The organism is Pseudoalteromonas sp. SK18, assembly GCF_001974855.1.
GTDB lineage: Bacteria > Pseudomonadota > Gammaproteobacteria > Enterobacterales > Alteromonadaceae > Pseudoalteromonas.
Genome location: NZ_MTQB01000011.1, coordinates 22754 through 38455 on the forward strand (window position 1 = coordinate 22754; position 15702 = coordinate 38455).

The window sequence follows — 15702 nt, forward strand, 5'->3', positions numbered from 1 at the left end:
AAGTGATTTTACAGCTTAAGTTATGTGTTATTATTGCTTAAAAATTTAATGGAAAAATACTGTGATTATATCGAGTTATGCGGCTTTACTGGCACTATATTATATTTACCTGAGTATTAATGTTGTAAAAATACGCAAGGCTGAAGGCATTTCACTTGGTAATGGGAGTCATCCTGAGCTTGAACGTGCAACTCGAGCTCATGGGAATTTCATTGAGTATGTACCAATTAGCCTAATTTTACTGTTCTTATTAGAGTATCAAGGCTTAGCAAGTCATTATATGCATGCACTTGGCGGTTTGCTATTTATAAGCCGTGCACTTCATGGCTCAGCTATTAGAACTAACAATTTGAAAGCACGTGTATTAAGTATGATGATGACATTTGCTATTCTTTTTGTAAGTTCCTTAATTTTATTGTTAAGTCGATAAATAAAGATGCGATTCGCTATTGTTTTTTCAACTTGTTATTTTATTAGCTTAGTTGCACCTGGTGCATCGGCAATAGAAAACAACACAAAAAACGCCAGCGATACTTTACAAGTTGTCTATCCAAAAACCATGCGCAGTGGCGAAAATGAAATTTTATACCCAATAGTATTATTAAGGGCCGCCTTGCAATCCAGTGGTGAGAGTTTCACATTAAATGCTTCGAGTATTTCGATGGCACAAAGCCGCTCTTTAAAACAAATTATTCATAACGATGAAATTAATGTTGCATGGACTATGACTTCACAGCAGCGAGAGCAAGAACTCCTACCTGTAAGAGTGCCTATTTTTAAAGGATTATATGGCTGGCGTTTATTAGTAACCACACAAAACAAGCTTAGTAGCTTATCAAGTATTGAGAGCCTGAGAGACCTCAAACCAGTGCATTTTATTCAAGGACATGATTGGCCTGATACAAAAATATTATTAGATAGTGGATTAACTGTATCAACATCAATTGAATACAGCTCATTATTTAATATGTTAATAAAAGGCAGGGGGGATGTATTTCCTCGATCGTTGCTTGAGGTTGAAACAGAGCTAAATACCTTTAAAGATGATACAGGTGCAAACTTAACCTTGGTGCCACATTTAATGTTGCAATACCCAGCCGCCATCTACTTCTTTTTTAACAAAGACACACCGAAAATTGCGCAAGCCGTCGAAAAAGGACTCGAAATAATGCGCAGTAACGGTGAGTTCGACCGCTTATTTAATGCGTATCACCGCAGTGCAATAGAGCACGCTGATATAAAAAATAAAACAATTATTAAACTAAAAAACAATCAGTTACCAGCATTAACTCCCTTAGGTGATGCTGCACTTTGGTTTTCAGAAAAAGATATTTAACTCCCCATGACACAAAAAATATTTATTATAGGTTTACCGCGAACCGGGACCACCAGTGTATGCAATGCATTTTTACAATTTGGTATACCAACCGCTCATACTGCATATACCACCGCTTGTTTTGATAATGCGCTGGCTATAGCAGATACGCCTGTATTTAACGATTTTCAAGCATTAGATAAATTCTATCCAGGCGCAAAATTTATATATTTAGAGCGAGATCTTGCTGCTTGGTTACCTTCTATCCGTCAGCTTTTACAGCGAATGCACACTAATTTAACCCGGGCAGATGGTGGCTTTAATATTCATTTAAAACGCTGTTATTTGAATACGTTTAAAGATTTTTCACTAGAAAACATAAATAACGATAAATATTTAACTGACTGTTATAAAAAGCATATTGATAATGCTAAGGCTTATTTCAGTAATCGAGAAAATGATTTTTTAGCGATAGATATAGCTAAACCTAACAGTTTTAGTCAGCTTTGTGATTTTTTAAATATAAGCTCTGAATTAGCCGGATTTGAAAAAATGAATATGGGCGGTAAAGTCACCGCGTGGAATGATATAAAGCATCCATTAAAAATTGAGTCGACCGCGAAAGGGCGGATAGATAAATTTTTACCTTATGAGAGCCAAATTTAAACCATGAGCCAAGATTTTTATTTTTAAATACGCTAAAATCCACGCATTATTTTATAAGTTGTATCCTTATGTTTGAATTAAAATACCACACGCCATTTGAATGGACCGAAGTTGTTTTAGCTGACTTTGAAACTTTTTTACAAGACCACGCAGCTGCTGAAAAAAAAGCATCGGGCATGGCCATGTCTATGCTTTCACATTATCCAGATAAGCGTAAGTTAGTTAAAGCCATGACTGACTTAGCACTAGAAGAGTTAATTCATTTTAAGCAAGTGCTTAAGTTATTGATAGAACGCGATACCAATTTAGGCGACGATAAAAAAGATCCTTATATTAAACAAATACGCGCTCACTTTAGACACGGTCGTGATGGTTTTTTAATGGATAGGCTACTTGTTGGCGGTGTAATCGAGGCGAGGGGACACGAACGTTTTTCTTTAGTTGCCGAGGCGCTACCTGAAGGAAAAGAAAAAGATTTTTATGTTGCAATAGCTAAGTCAGAAGAAAAACATAAAAATTTATTTGTGGAGCTTGCCTACGAATACTTTGATAAACAAGAAGTTGACGAACGCTTAGATGAGCTACTAACAATAGAAGCAGAAATTTGTAAAAACATTCCTTTTACAGCGGCTCTTCATTAAAAACAGGGTATGTTGTTTGATAAAGCAAAAACAACATACCAACTTTTCAAATTACTCTTCCTTTCTTCATACTGATTAATCAATCAAACCCTAAGTAGATCAACTTAACAGCACTTAGTTAACACAGCCAAACAATAAACAGCTATTATCAATTATTAATGTATAGCTTAATAGGATGTGAACCAATGCAGCCAATTCAACATATTGCCGTGCTAACCTCTGGTGGGGATGCTCCGGGAATGAACACCGCATTATTTGCCATAGTAAAAACCGCTCAACAACAAGGGATCAAAGTATCAGGGGTTCGCAAAGGATTTGAGGGTCTTATTGATAATGACTTAATTCCCTTGGACTATAAAAGTTTGCAACAAAGTATGCACTTGGGTGGGACTGTGTTAAAAACTGCACGCAGTGAAAGATTTAGAACAGAGACAGGTAGGCAGCAAGCTTTAGCTGCAATTGAACATAATAATGTTGATGCCTTAATTGTCATAGGTGGCGATGGCTCTTTTAGAGGATGTTTATGGTTATCGCACATTACCAACATCCCTTATATAGGTATTCCTGGCACTATTGATAATGATATTGCAGGCACAGACTACACCTTAGGGTTCGATACAGCAGTAAACACATCAATGCAATGCATTGATAATATTAGAGATACAGCTGAATCCCATAATAGGGTGTTTATTATTGAAGTAATGGGGCGTGATTCTGGCTATATTGGTACTTATGCAGGGCTAACTTCTGGTGCCGACTCAATATTAATTCCTGAAAATGATAAAGACATTGATGATTTATTGAATAAAATTAGAGATTATCACAGTGAACACGCATTTATCGTGGTAGTGTCTGAAGGCGACGAAATTGGTGTTGAGCATGTGTGTGAAAAAATAGCTGCTGTAAATTCAAATATAGATTTACGTGTAACTAAACTAGGGCACTTACAACGAGGTGGTAATCCATCAGCAGCTGATCGTATGTTAGCAATTAGATTGGCTGTACAAAGTGTAAAAGCATTATGTGCTGGGGAAACCGCTATAATGGTTGGTATATTAAATAACGCAGTCGCTAATACACCTATGCAAGATGTTGTTAAACAACACGTTATTAGTGACGAGCTACAAGGGCTGTTATTTGTATTTTGTAGATAGTAATTAAATAAGCATAATATCCAGAATGAGAAACTATAAATGAAATATTTAAGAGGTACAGCAATAAGCCTGTTATTAGTAAGCTCAGCAAGCGTGTTAGCTCAAAACAATTGTATGAATTTAAACGGCTGTGAAAAGAAAGCCTGTGAAGTTAACCAAGAATTATTAATTGCAAAACAACAAGGTAATGATCACAAAGTCGCGGGCCTTGATAAAGCACTAAAGAGTATAAATTCACATTGTAGCCACGAAGGATTAATTACAGAGTTACAACAAAAAATAGATAAGACCAGTATCGAAATTGAAGAATATAAAGCTGATATAAATAAAGCTAAGCAACAAGGCAAGTTCGATAAAATTGAAAAGTATCAGCAAAAGCTAAATGAAAAAACTAAGCAGCTACAACAATTAACTAATGAGCTTAATAGTTTAAACAAAGCAAATAGCGCGTAGTGAGTTTTATAGTTGAATACATCTTTATGGGAAAAGGGCTCAGATACAGTGATAATAACGTGCATAAACACCGTGCCGTTAGCTTGTTGAGGTATTAACTTATCCTATTTAACATAATATAAATTATAGGTAGTTAATCTTATACTTATATGTAGCACTGTATTTTGGTTCTAACACCCTCACTAAGTCCAATACTAGACGGTATCGGACATAAGGTGCATTTAAACGGCAAATACGGTTATTCATAGTTATCACCTTGAGGTTCCTGATTGCTTGGCTTAATATTAAACCACAAGCCGTAAAAAATGTTGAAGTATTCATATGGAATTTGTACGCCCACTCGAACCTATTTTAATCATTGATGATGTTAAACAGATCCGTGCTGATTTAAGCCTAGTTTTAGCTGGCTTGGGTTTCGACGACATAATTGAATGCGATAATTTTAATTGTGCTAAACCCTTACTTATTGAAAAGTCGCCTAACGTTATTTTTTTAGATGTTGATTTGCCTGATTCTGAAAGTGTTGAAATTTTAGAGTCAATTAACAACGAGCATCCACATGCCCATGTGGTTATGTGTTCTGGCCACAACAGCTTTGAAACCGTGCAAAACACTTGGGAGCTTGGTGCAAAAGAATTTATAGCCAAACCTTTCAACGCGCAAAAAGTTGATGCCGTAATGAAACGTTTAGAACTTATAGATTAATTAAATTATGCAGCACATTGTTACCACCATTATTGATGACCTATCTACGGTTATATTTGGCAAACAACAACAAATAAAATTAGCATTAGCCTGTTTGTTTAGTGAAGGCCATTTACTAATTGAAGACTTACCTGGCATGGGTAAAACCACTTTATCGCATGCATTGGCGGCCGTTTTGGGGTTGTCGTATCAGCGTATACAATTTACTAGCGATTTATTACCGGCTGATATTATTGGAACCAATATTTTTAATAATAAAGAACACAGTTTTTCATTTCATAAAGGCCCGATTTTTAGTCAAGTTGTACTTGCTGATGAAATAAATCGTGCTGGTCCTAAAACCCAAAGTGCTTTATTAGAAGCCATGGAAGAACAACAAGTGACTGTAGATGGAGAAAAGTACCCGCTCCCTACTCCGTTTTTTGTTATTGCTACGCAAAACCCTTTATATCAAGCAGGAACTTATCCGCTGCCAGAATCGCAATTAGACCGTTTTTTAATGCGCATAAGCTTAGGTTTTCCACCTAAAAACGCTGAAAAAAGATTACTATTAAACAATCAAAAGCGCGATTACTCCCAATTACCACAGCGAATTAACCAACAACAACTTAAACAAATACAAGAATCTATAGCTAATATTACGCTAAGCGCTCCGGTTGTTGATTATATAATTGAATTAGTGACTTACACTCGTGAGGCTCAATCGTTATCAGCTTCGCTTTCACCAAGAGCAAGTATGGCGTTAGCAAAATCAGCAAAAGCATGGGCCTATATTGAAGGTCGAGATTTTGTACTTCCCGAAGATGTACAAGCGGTATTCTCTAGTGTGTGCCAGCATAGATTAGGTTTGCACAGTGAAGCGGGCAACAACCAAATTGCAGACATTTTAAAACATGTTTTAGTGCCCGTTTAAACCAATGGATATTTTTAAGATAAAACGCCCTGCTTTTATCCATGCTATAAAAAGTGCAATTTTAACGGTCTTATTAAAAAATAAGCACAAAAAAAATAGCATCACTTTAACGCACAATACTATTTATGTTTTGCCTTCCACACTGGGTGTATATTTTACGGTTGTTGCGCTATTAAACTTTGTAATGGGAATTAACTACCAGAACAATTTAATTCTTTTTATGGCGTACTTAATGTTTGTGATTATTATTTTTGCCTTGTTGTTAGGTTATAGCAACGCAAAAGGATTAACTGTTAGCTTTAAATATGCCATTGAGAGTTATGCACCTCAGCCACCCCAATTAGTGTGGCAAATAAAAGCAAACGACACATGTCAGTCAATTACCTTAAGTTATCCAAATAATTTCGAACACACCTGCTATATAGCTAATGTTAAAACCGACGCTATACAATGCCAGTTATCATTGCCTTATTTAAATCGCGGTCGCTATTCATTAAAACCAATAAAAATTGCCAGCAATTATCCATTTGGTTTGGTTAGTGTGTGGAGTTACATTCAACCTAGTCATGCAGTTTATGTTTACCCATCAATTATTAAAACGCTTAATCAACAATTAAACCAAATGACTGCTAATGATGATGAAGGAGCTGAAAAACACCAAGGCGATGACGAGTTTGAAAGTTTAATTACTCATTTGCCTGAAATGGGGTTGCAGCGAGTTTCGTGGAAACACTACGCAAAAACTCAGCAATTATTAGTAAAGCAATTTAGTGATTTTAAATCTGCCGAGACACAATTTGACTTTAATTTAATGACTGGCGATACCGAGCAACGCTTAGGGCAATTGTGTTACCTAGTATGCCAAGCGTTTGAAAGCGACATTAATTACTCGTTGAAATTGCCTAATATGGTCATAGAAAATGGCTCCGGTAATTTTCATCAGCAACGCTGTTTACAAGCCTTAAGTAGTGTAGGCACTGATTATGAATAAGATCAAAAATCAACGCGTTATAAATTTTTCTCTGTCATTTATTTACTTAGGGTTAGTGAGTTTTTTTATAGAGCACTTGCCCCTGCCCTTTATTATTATGCTTAGCATGTTATGTGGCTGGAATATTTTTTTAACCCTTAAATACAAACAAAAGCCCAATGCGTGGCTCGCAAACGGACTCGCTGCAATAGCATTAATTATTATGCTTAGCAGTATTGGCTTTAAAGATACCGTGGTACTGTTTGTTGCCATGCTTTTGCTGTCATGCGTTTTTAAATTACTACAGGCAAAAACAAAGCAGCATTATCAATTGATCATCACCCTCACATTCTTTTCACTTTCAGCAGTGTATTTGTTTAGCCAAACTATTTTTACTACTTTAATTATTAGCACACTGTATGTTTTAAACTTTGCGGTACTGGGTTTGCTCGAATCGAGTCATAGTTTAAAACTGTCATCGAAACAAAGCGCTAAAATAATGCTGCTGGCTTTTCCTTTGGCTGTTGTGCTCTTATTATTTTTACCAAAACTCCCTGCATTTTGGCAATTACCTGGGCCAAAAATGGCGCAAACAGGCCTATCTGAACAAGTAGACCCATTTGATATAGCTAAATTATCAAACTCTGATGAATTGGTGTTTAGAGCTAAGTTTGATGATAACTCAGCCTCTACCCCTTATTACTGGCGCGCTATTGTACATGATGAATTTGACGGTAAAGCTTGGAAAACATCTTCATTTTTAAAGCAAGCAATGATGTTGCCAAGCCAAAATAGCAGCAATGAAAATAGCACTCAATACTCAATAATTGCTGAGCCAGCAATGGCTGATTGGTTATATGGGATTGGCTATGCCAACAGTGACAATGAAAATGTAATTTCCAATTCAGTGGGTTTACTGCGTAAAAAACAATATAAATCCAAAGTGTTGCAATATTCCGTTAGTACTAAACCATTATCTAGTAAAAAACTTAATAGTGTAGAGCAGCGTTTTTATAAAACGCTTTCAGTGAGTAATAACCAGAAAAGTTATCAGCTGGCGCAACAATTAAAAAACAGTAGTGCTAACGCCGATGAGCTTTTTAATAAACTGCTAGATTATTTTTCGCAAAATAACTTCAGTTATACTCTTACACCAACACCTATGCGCGGCGATGATACCCTTGATCAATTTATGTTTAACAATAAGCGCGGCTTTTGTGGTCATTATGCCAGTGCAGCGGCCTTTATTTTTAGAAGTGCAGGCGTACCAGCGCGGGTAGTCAGCGGATATTTAGGCGGCGAGTACAATCAAAGCAATGACTATATTACCGTTCGTCAATACGATGCGCATGCTTGGGTTGAGGTTTATACTAATGCAGGCTGGAGAATATTTGATGCTACAGCGGCTGTAGCCCCCGAACGATTAAATGGCTCTTTATCGCAAAGTGCAGCATTAAATGACGAATTTAAAAATAATATTAATTTTGGTTTAGTTAGCTTAAGTAATTATGCTGCCATAAACTGGCTTCGCCTTGAATTAGAAAACCTCGATTACCAATGGTCTAGTTGGGTGCTGGGGTTTGATAAAAACAAACAACAGAATTTATTAGCGGCCCTATTTGGTAACACTTATATTTGGTTAGTACCGCTAGGGGTTATTATTGTTTTAATTTTAATTTTAAGTTTTAGTGCTTACTTTATTTATATAAACCGCCCCAAGGTTACCACCAAACAACCTCCGCTGGTAAACGAGTACTATCAACTACTAAAATGGGCTAATAAGGAGGCTATAAACTACCCTAAAAATGCTACGCCTATTCAAACATTACAACACATTAGTCAACATGCCCCCTATGCAGAACAACAAATAATCGCCTTTTGTTACTTATTTGAGCAAGTGCGCTATGCAAGGCAACCATTTACCAAAGAACGTAAAAATCAGGCTAAAGATCTGATAAAATTAATTAAATCTATAAAACAGAGAAATCTATGAACGCAGTTATTATAGGCGTTATTTTAATGCTGGGACTCACTTTGGTCCGCGTAAATGTGATTGTTGCAATGACAATCAGTGCACTTGTTGCCGGATTAACCGCAGGCATGGGGTTAAAAGAAAGTATTGATGCGTTTAATTCTGGTTTATCATCAGGCGCCGAAATTGCTTTAAGCTATGCAATGTTAGGTGCATTTGCGGTGGCGATTTCAAAGTCAGGCTTGACCCGAATTTTAGCTGCAAAGTTACTCGCCAAAGTAAATGCACAAACGGGTTCGAGTGAAACCGTATTAAGCTACTTTATCCTCTTTATTATTTTGATTTGTGCTATTTCATCACAAAATTTGGTACCGGTACATATTGCCTTTATCCCCATTTTAATTCCGCCGCTTCTTGTGGTGTTTAATAAACTGCGATTAGATAGACGCGCCATTGCTTGTATTTTAACCTTTGGTTTAGCCACCTCGTATATGGTGCTTCCGTATGGCTTTGGTGGTATTTATTTATATTCAATTTTACATAAAAACTTGGTTGATAATGGCCTTGAAATTATTAATACCAGTGTCCCGTTGGCGATGATCATTCCTGCTATTGGTATGTTTGTTGGCTTGTTGATTGCCCTGTTTATTAGCTATCGAAAACGACGTGAATACACAAGCACAGCATTAACTGTGCAAAGCCAACAAGCTGATGTTGAAAACCCTAAAAAGGTAATGCTGGTTGGTTTATTTGCAGTGCTTGCATCACTCATTGCTCAAAATGCCAGTGGCTCAATGATATTAGGTGGCCTAGTTGGTGTGGTTATATTTAGTGTATTTGGCGTGGTTAAATGGGAAGAAAATGGCGATGTGTTTAGTAAAGGTGTTGCCATGATGGCAATGATTGGCTTTATTATGATTTCAGCACAAGGCTTTGCTGCGGTAATGAAAGAAACCGGACACGTTGCCAGCCTAGTCCATAGTAGCGCCGCCATTTTTGACGGTAATAAACCCATAGCAGCCGCTGTAATTTTATTAGTGGGCTTATTTATAACTATGGGTATAGGTAGCTCATTCTCAACGGTACCTATTATTGCCACCCTATTTGTGCCTTTATGTTTAGAGCTAAACTTTTCTGTAATGGCAACCGCTGCACTTGTTGGTACGGCTGGCGCATTAGGTGATGCCGGCTCCCCTGCCTCTGATTCTACATTAGGGCCAACATCAGGACTTAATGCTGACGGACAACATGACCACATTTGGGATTCGGTTGTGCCAACTTTTATCCACTTTAATATTCCGCTATTGGTGTTTGGCTGGATAGCCGCTATGGTTTTATAATTATGTAAAGGCGTGCAATGCACGCCTTTTTATTTGTTTCATTTATTACTTAAATACGCCCTCCTTATTGAAAAACTAATACTTTTTATTATATTCAATTGCTAAGTTGGCCATTAGATAAATACAGTATGATGTGTTCTTTTTGGTTGATAATATAAGCACCAGTCATGGTGCTTATATTATTTTTACTGTTAGGTGTTATAACTCAAAACCATGTAGCATTTTGTCACACACGACAGCTGTTGGCCTGTGGTTATCATCCACGGCAACAAAGGTAAAACTACCCGTAATGGCAGAATGCTTATTATCTTTGTGCATAGTTTCTAAAAATATTTCAACATCTACCTTTAAGCTGGTATTACCAACATGCGATACCTTTGATATCAACTCAGCAAATGAACCAGCAGGAATAGCTTCTTTAAAATCGACTCTATCTGATGAAATAGTTACCAATGGTTTACGACAAAAACGGGTGGCAGCTATAAAAGCAACCTCATCCATCCATGCTAATGCATCACCACCAAATAACGTATTATGATGGTTAGTACGCCCAGGAAATACTGCTTTTGTCACCGAGGTGGTTGAATCTTTTATACGCTGCGCAATAATGGCTTCACGCTCTACTTGAGTCATAATCTCTACTTTTTGTTTGCTAATGTGTCTTGCATTAATAATGCAGGGTCAAGGCGTTCACCTTGCCAATTAAATCGCCAATCTAAATGCGGGCCAGTTACACGGCCAGTAGCACCTATTTCAGCCACCTTTGTACCTTGTTCAATTTTCTGCCCTACTTTTACATCAAGCTTGCTTAAATGAATATAAGTAGAGGTAACCCCATGACCATGATCTAAAATTAATGTGCCACCTGAGTAATATAAATCGGGTTCTGCAAATACTACGGTACCGCTGATCGGCGCATACACAGGTGAACCTGTTTTGTTTGCTATATCTAAACCAAAATGAGGCCTGCGAGGTTCGCCATTAAAGTAACGTTGGCTACCATACACACCTGAAATACGCCCTTTTGCAGGCCTAAGTACTGGTTGTAAAAAGTATTCTAAATCAGAGTTAACAGCCCGAGCCTTTCTCACGGCAACGGCTTCACGGCTAATGCGTTCACTCACCGCTTTTGGTGGCGATACGTATTTTTTAGCAACACCGGTAATTTTATCTATGTTGTAATCGCGAATAGTTATAACTAAATCTTGGCTGTGGCTTTTACCGCTGTTATCTACCCAGCTTAATGTATGCACAGGTTTTGCATCTCGGCCAAAACCAAATACAAATAAGCCACTGTCTGCAAGCTTTAACAACTTACCATTAAGGCTTACCGACTTAGTGTTTTCTAATTGCCCTGTTACTAGTCCGCCTTGAGTTAAGTGCCCTTTTAGCTCAAGCGCCATAGCACTAAAGCTAGTTGATACGATTAACGCCGAAACTAATAAAGTTTTAAGCATAACTAATCGACCCCTTACCAACGCCTTCGTAGGCGGTAATTTTAACGTCTTTTTCTGGGTGCTCTAATTTCACTTGGCTGGCAATGTAGTCAGCAATACATTCTACCGTGGTATCAATCGGTAAAATGTCACAGCGTGATTCACTAATGGCCATTTCAAAATAACCTTGCGCTGCAGTATACGCAAAACAAACATCATCATTTTTAGCTGTGATATGTTTTAATTCAGAGGCGGTAATTTGATCTTCACTAGTTGCTAAGTAAATATCACGCCACTTATCAGCCCACTGTTTTTGCAAACGAGGCATAGAAATACCGCCTAGGCTTATACCAATTTGTGAGCGATGGCCATGAATAATACGCTGGCAATTACCATCATGCTTTTTAAGGCCGTGACTATAGTGGTAATAAAAACTCTGATTGTGCTCAGGCTTTAACACCAATTCTATTTTTTCAATATTATCAGGAAGCTGTGGCAGTATGGTGGCAACTAAGTGCTCTGTTACTGATTCAACGGTAATTTCATCAGTATCTATTAAACAATATGCTTGATGTGGCGCGCTCATTGCTAAGTGCTTATTATCAGCAAATGTACAATCTAATGTTTTGTGATCAGCAAATTCGTTAATGCTGCCGTTTATGTTGTTAGGAACAGCTAAACGGTGATCAATACACTCATCAATAATGCCTTTAATTTGCTTTTTAACTAAGCCAAAGTCTAACACCATAGACTCTTCGTTTAGTTTGCCATGTAAAGTCAAATCAACAATCCAACTTTCGCCAACTGCACCGCGTTTATTGCATAAGTAAGAAAAATCAATCACAGTGAGTGAGTTAACAAAAAGGGTCATAAATTTCCTTTAAACTGATTAAAAGTCAGCCCTAATTATAATGATTTCTGTTAGTAATTGCGCGGTTTAATCATACTAAAATCAGTTGCATTAACTGATTGCTCATAATTAAACCATTTTTTAACTGCTCCGAGTTGTTTAGCGTACAAGTGTACGCTAAAGTACGGGGCAATTTCTAAGCAAAGATAAAGTGTTATGGAACCTAAAAATAGCTATACAAAAGAAGATTTGATCCTTTGTGGTAAAGGTGAAATGTTTGGTGAAGGAAACTGTCGTTTACCAAGTGACAACATGTTAATGATGGATCGTATCATTTCAATTACCGATGACGGTGGTGAACACGGTAAAGGTCAAATAATTGCAGAGCTAGATATCGACCCTAGCCTTTGGTTTTTCGACTGCCACTTTAAAGGCGACCCTGTAATGCCGGGTTGTTTAGGCTTAGATGCTATGTGGCAACTTGTAGGCTTTTTCTTAGGTTGGTCTGGTGGTCCAGGCCTTGGTCGTGCACTCGGTGTGGGTGAAGTTAAATTTACCGGTCAAATATTGCCAACGGCTAAAAAAGTAACCTACCGTCTAGACATGAAACGCGTAATTAAGCGTAAATTGTTTATGGGTATGGCTGATGGAACCGTAGAAGTAGATGGCCGTGTGATCTACGAAGCAAAAGATTTAAAGGTAGGCTTGTTCCAAGATACCAGCGCGTTTTAAGTTTAATACACGCAACAAAAAGGCCTCCATTTGGAGGCCTTTTTGCTTTAATTCGTTATGAGTTTATGTTTTATACATATTGCGATTTTCTATTGCCTCGCGCCAACCACCAAGCCACTCAGACTTAGGATCAACTTGTTGATAAGGGCAGTGCTCTTTTGAGCGACCAGCTAAACCTGCTTTAAAACCTTGAGAATGAGCTCTTTCTAAACGATCTCTTTTCTGTCTCTTCATCGGTAAAATCCTCACCTTTATATTTATATTTTTGTAGCATAAAGTTCATCTACATTTAATAAATAGCCAACAAAAATGTTTAATTCAAACACAAAATACAATTAATTTGTTTGACTTTAACTAAGCTGCTGATGCAATGATAAATTAATTAAAAAATAAATTTATTGCTCACACCTAATCAACTTTAACCTATATAACTTTATTTAAATGTTCCGACATATCGGCTCAAAAACACATAAGTGTCATATTTGTGACTGGCAACATAAGCTAAAGTTCCTCATTAATTTGTAATCGAAAAATGAACAGATTTCGTTGTTTTAAAAAGATTGCAAATAAACACTTGATTATTTAAAACCGATCGGTCTAATATAAGTTATGAGTAAAATATCAGCAGTTACAAATAGGCGTGGCCGCCCACCCAAAATAGCCAGAGACAGCGCAGATACAAAAGCGCTGCTCATTCGTGTGGGCTTAGAAACCTTAACAGAGTTTGGCTTTAGTGCCACAGGGCTCGACACCATATTAAAAAAAGCCAAAGTCCCTAAGGGCTCGTTTTATCATTACTTTAAAAGTAAAGAAGCATTTGGCTTAGCTCTGGTTGATGCGTACGACGCGTTTTTTATAGCTAAACTTAAGTTTTATTTAGAACAACCTAAAGTACCGCCCCTAGAGCGCATAGTTAACTTTACCCAAAGTGCTATAGCTGGGATGCAAAAGTATGATTACAAACGCGGTTGTTTGGTAGGAAATTTAAATCAAGAGCTCAACCATTTAAGTGACGACTTTAACGCTCGTTTGATGCAAAGCTACAATGCCTGGCAGGCACAGTTAACACAGTGCTTAGACTTAGCTCAACAGCAACACACTATTAAAACTGATGTTGATACCACACAAATGAGTGAATTTTTTTGGATTGGTTGGGAAGGCGCTGTAATGCGAGCTAAACTAACCCAATCTAGTAAGCCACTTACTTTATACACAGAAATGTTTTTACGCGCATTACTTAGGGTCTGTTGATCTTTCAAGGTTAAATTTACAGCAGTCTGTTTGGTATTTAGGCAAGGCAGAGCCTATGTGGTGTGGTTATTCCCCATCAATAGGCGATAACGCAGCATCAATGCCAAACAGGCGCTGCCCTTTGGGTTCTGCCTAGGGGCGATTTACTCTTTGTTGCTCGGTTTTGACTTAGCCCACTAGGTTACAAACCTTGCGCCGCAATTAAACCGCCCCTAGTTTGAACAAATTTTAATCTACAAAGGTCATCAGACCCTTGTAAATGCATTTTTTATTACTAATTTAAAGACGATCGGTCTAAAAGGAAATCTAATGAGCAATTCTATCAAAGCTATTGTTATAGATAAGCAAGACGACAACTACAGTGCAGCCCTAAGCACCATAAACAGTGACGATCTGCCAAACGAAAATATATTAATTGATGTGCTTTACAGTACCTTAAATTATAAAGATGGCTTAGCCATCACGGGTAAAGGGCCTGTTGTACGTAGCTTTCCTATGGTGCCGGGGATTGATTTAGTGGGTACAGTGACTAGCAGCGACAGTGCTGAATTTAAAAGTGGCGACCACGTTATTTTAAATGGTTTTGGTGTTGGCGAAAAGCACTGGGGTGGCTTATCTCAAAAAGCGGCACTGAGCAGTGATTGGTTAATTCCCCTACCCGCTAACTTATCACCTAAACAAGCTATGCAAATTGGTACTGCCGGTTATACGGCAATGCTCAGTGTTATTGCACTAGAAAAGCAAGGCGTTACTCCCGAGTCAGGTGAAATTTTAGTGACCGGTGCTAATGGTGGCGTAGGCAGTTTTGCTATTTATTTACTAAGCCAGCTAGGTTATCAAGTCACCGCAGCAACAGGTCGCATGGAACAAGCTGACTATTTAAAATCATTAGGTGCAACTAATGTAATTGATAGGAATGAGTTTTCAAATCCAGGTAAACCACTACAAAAAGAACGCTTTGCTGCTGCAATTGATTCGGTAGGTAGTCACACACTTGCTAATATTTGTGCCTCACTTAAATACGGTGGCGTAGTAACAGCTTGTGGGCTTGCACAAGGTATGGATTTGCCAGCGTCTGTGGCGCCATTTATTTTACGTGGTATTTCTTTGATGGGTATTGATAGCGTAATGCGCCCTAAAGCGGACCGTGTTGAAGCATGGGATCGTTTAGCATCCCTAGTTAGTAGCGATTACTTAGATAAAATTTCGACCGAAATCACACTTGATCAGGTTATTGAAAATGCCGAACAGCTCATGCAGGGCCAAATTCGTGGTCGTGTTGTGGTTAATTGTCAAAGTTAAGC

Annotated in this window: 18 protein-coding genes; 14 read left to right on the forward strand and 4 right to left on the reverse strand. The window is 37.7% G+C overall.

Annotated elements, in window-relative coordinates; translation table 11 throughout:
* The first annotated feature begins 61 nt into the window (after positions 1 to 61).
* The 11 genes from BW139_RS09840 (at position 62) to BW139_RS09890 (ending at position 10129) form a co-directional block, all read left to right on the forward strand.
* A complete protein-coding gene (locus BW139_RS09840) occupies positions 62 to 430 on the forward strand; it encodes an MAPEG family protein (RefSeq protein WP_054200934.1) in 369 nt (122 codons plus the stop codon).
* Positions 431 to 436: 6 nt separating this feature from the next.
* The gene (locus BW139_RS09845; protein ID WP_076919518.1) at positions 437 to 1336 is read left to right on the forward strand and encodes a hypothetical protein; all 900 of its coding nucleotides are present in this window, start codon (positions 437 to 439) and stop codon (positions 1334 to 1336) included.
* A 6-nt stretch (positions 1337 to 1342) separates the two neighbouring features.
* On the forward strand, positions 1343 to 1981 hold the full coding sequence (locus tag BW139_RS09850; RefSeq protein ID WP_076919519.1) for a sulfotransferase: 639 nt from the start codon (positions 1343 to 1345) through the stop codon (positions 1979 to 1981).
* Between the two features lie 68 nt (positions 1982 to 2049).
* On the forward strand, positions 2050 to 2622 hold the full coding sequence (locus BW139_RS09855) for a tRNA-(ms[2]io[6]A)-hydroxylase (RefSeq protein ID WP_013464932.1): 573 nt from the start codon (positions 2050 to 2052) through the stop codon (positions 2620 to 2622).
* 185 nt (positions 2623 to 2807) lie between these two features.
* Complete coding sequence (locus tag BW139_RS09860; RefSeq protein ID WP_076919520.1) at positions 2808 to 3776, forward strand: ATP-dependent 6-phosphofructokinase; 969 nt, start codon at positions 2808 to 2810, stop codon at positions 3774 to 3776.
* A gap of 39 nt (positions 3777 to 3815) precedes the next feature.
* Complete coding sequence (locus BW139_RS09865; RefSeq protein ID WP_076919521.1) at positions 3816 to 4229, forward strand: DUF1090 domain-containing protein; 414 nt, start codon at positions 3816 to 3818, stop codon at positions 4227 to 4229.
* 321 nt (positions 4230 to 4550) lie between these two features.
* Positions 4551 to 4934, forward strand: a complete 384-nt coding sequence (locus tag BW139_RS09870; RefSeq protein ID WP_076919522.1) for a response regulator — start codon at positions 4551 to 4553, stop codon at positions 4932 to 4934.
* A gap of 7 nt (positions 4935 to 4941) precedes the next feature.
* A complete protein-coding gene (locus BW139_RS09875) occupies positions 4942 to 5847 on the forward strand; it encodes a MoxR family ATPase (RefSeq protein WP_076919523.1) in 906 nt (301 codons plus the stop codon).
* A 4-nt stretch (positions 5848 to 5851) separates the two neighbouring features.
* Positions 5852 to 6838 carry a DUF58 domain-containing protein gene (locus tag BW139_RS09880; RefSeq protein ID WP_076919524.1) on the forward strand — a complete coding sequence of 329 codons (987 nt, stop codon included), beginning with the start codon at positions 5852 to 5854 and terminating at the stop codon, positions 6836 to 6838.
* Positions 6831 to 8810, forward strand: a complete 1980-nt coding sequence (locus BW139_RS09885) for a DUF3488 and transglutaminase-like domain-containing protein (protein ID WP_076919525.1) — start codon at positions 6831 to 6833, stop codon at positions 8808 to 8810. The genes BW139_RS09880 and BW139_RS09885 overlap by 8 nt, the downstream gene beginning before the upstream one ends.
* Positions 8807 to 10129 carry a Na+/H+ antiporter family protein gene (locus BW139_RS09890; protein ID WP_076919526.1) on the forward strand — a complete coding sequence of 441 codons (1323 nt, stop codon included), beginning with the start codon at positions 8807 to 8809 and terminating at the stop codon, positions 10127 to 10129. Before BW139_RS09885 ends, BW139_RS09890 begins: the two co-directional genes overlap by 4 nt.
* Before the next feature lie 198 nt (positions 10130 to 10327).
* On the opposite strand, the gene BW139_RS09895 is transcribed toward BW139_RS09890, so the two are convergent.
* The 3 genes from BW139_RS09895 to BW139_RS09905 are packed head-to-tail and all read right to left on the reverse strand — an operon-like array spanning position 10328 to position 12436.
* Positions 10328 to 10762 (reverse strand): acyl-CoA thioesterase, encoded by a 435-nt coding sequence (locus BW139_RS09895; RefSeq protein WP_076919527.1) that lies wholly within the window; start codon positions 10760 to 10762, stop codon positions 10328 to 10330.
* Between the two features lie 5 nt (positions 10763 to 10767).
* Positions 10768 to 11586 (reverse strand): M23 family metallopeptidase, encoded by an 819-nt coding sequence (locus tag BW139_RS09900; protein WP_076919528.1) that lies wholly within the window; start codon positions 11584 to 11586, stop codon positions 10768 to 10770.
* Entirely contained in the window at positions 11579 to 12436 is an 858-nt protein-coding gene (locus tag BW139_RS09905; protein WP_076919529.1) for a 6-carboxytetrahydropterin synthase, read from the reverse strand. Before BW139_RS09905 ends, BW139_RS09900 begins: the two co-directional genes overlap by 8 nt.
* A 195-nt stretch (positions 12437 to 12631) precedes the next feature.
* Here BW139_RS09905 and fabA point away from each other — a divergent pair, with 195 nt between their 5' ends.
* Positions 12632 to 13147 carry a bifunctional 3-hydroxydecanoyl-ACP dehydratase/trans-2-decenoyl-ACP isomerase gene (gene fabA, locus BW139_RS09910; RefSeq protein WP_076919530.1) on the forward strand — a complete coding sequence of 172 codons (516 nt, stop codon included), beginning with the start codon at positions 12632 to 12634 and terminating at the stop codon, positions 13145 to 13147.
* Positions 13148 to 13210: 63 nt separating this feature from the next.
* Here the strand turns inward: fabA and rmf are convergent, their stop codons facing one another.
* Positions 13211 to 13381, reverse strand: a complete 171-nt coding sequence (gene rmf, locus BW139_RS09915; RefSeq protein ID WP_008114656.1) for a ribosome modulation factor — start codon at positions 13379 to 13381, stop codon at positions 13211 to 13213.
* 375 nt (positions 13382 to 13756) lie between these two features.
* On the opposite strand from rmf, the gene BW139_RS09920 reads away from it, so the two are divergent.
* Complete coding sequence (locus BW139_RS09920) at positions 13757 to 14398, forward strand: TetR/AcrR family transcriptional regulator (protein ID WP_076919531.1); 642 nt, start codon at positions 13757 to 13759, stop codon at positions 14396 to 14398.
* 309 nt (positions 14399 to 14707) lie between these two features.
* Positions 14708 to 15700 (forward strand): MDR family oxidoreductase, encoded by a 993-nt coding sequence (locus tag BW139_RS09925; RefSeq protein ID WP_076919532.1) that lies wholly within the window; start codon positions 14708 to 14710, stop codon positions 15698 to 15700.
* Positions 15701 to 15702: the final 2 nt, after the last annotated feature.

Bases quoted from the DNA above. Each gene is read 5' to 3' on its own strand.
- BW139_RS09845 (WP_076919518.1), top strand. From the start codon at position 437: ATGCGATTCGCTATTGTTTTTTCAACTTGTTATTTTATTAGCTTAGTT.
- BW139_RS09850 (WP_076919519.1), top strand. From the start codon at position 1,343: ATGACACAAAAAATATTTATTATAGGTTTACCGCGAACCGGGACCACC.
- BW139_RS09855 (WP_013464932.1), top strand. From the start codon at position 2,050: ATGTTTGAATTAAAATACCACACGCCATTTGAATGGACCGAAGTTGTT.
- BW139_RS09860 (WP_076919520.1), top strand. From the start codon at position 2,808: ATGCAGCCAATTCAACATATTGCCGTGCTAACCTCTGGTGGGGATGCT.
- BW139_RS09865 (WP_076919521.1), top strand. From the start codon at position 3,816: ATGAAATATTTAAGAGGTACAGCAATAAGCCTGTTATTAGTAAGCTCA.
- BW139_RS09870 (WP_076919522.1), top strand. From the start codon at position 4,551: ATGGAATTTGTACGCCCACTCGAACCTATTTTAATCATTGATGATGTT.
- BW139_RS09875 (WP_076919523.1), top strand. From the start codon at position 4,942: ATGCAGCACATTGTTACCACCATTATTGATGACCTATCTACGGTTATA.
- BW139_RS09880 (WP_076919524.1), top strand. From the start codon at position 5,852: ATGGATATTTTTAAGATAAAACGCCCTGCTTTTATCCATGCTATAAAA.
- BW139_RS09885 (WP_076919525.1), top strand. From the start codon at position 6,831: ATGAATAAGATCAAAAATCAACGCGTTATAAATTTTTCTCTGTCATTT.
- BW139_RS09890 (WP_076919526.1), top strand. From the start codon at position 8,807: ATGAACGCAGTTATTATAGGCGTTATTTTAATGCTGGGACTCACTTTG.
- BW139_RS09895 (WP_076919527.1), bottom strand. From the start codon at position 10,762: ATGACTCAAGTAGAGCGTGAAGCCATTATTGCGCAGCGTATAAAAGAT.
- BW139_RS09900 (WP_076919528.1), bottom strand. From the start codon at position 11,586: ATGCTTAAAACTTTATTAGTTTCGGCGTTAATCGTATCAACTAGCTTT.
- BW139_RS09905 (WP_076919529.1), bottom strand. From the start codon at position 12,436: ATGACCCTTTTTGTTAACTCACTCACTGTGATTGATTTTTCTTACTTA.
- fabA (WP_076919530.1), top strand. From the start codon at position 12,632: ATGGAACCTAAAAATAGCTATACAAAAGAAGATTTGATCCTTTGTGGT.
- rmf (WP_008114656.1), bottom strand. From the start codon at position 13,381: ATGAAGAGACAGAAAAGAGATCGTTTAGAAAGAGCTCATTCTCAAGGT.
- BW139_RS09920 (WP_076919531.1), top strand. From the start codon at position 13,757: ATGAGTAAAATATCAGCAGTTACAAATAGGCGTGGCCGCCCACCCAAA.
- BW139_RS09925 (WP_076919532.1), top strand. From the start codon at position 14,708: ATGAGCAATTCTATCAAAGCTATTGTTATAGATAAGCAAGACGACAAC.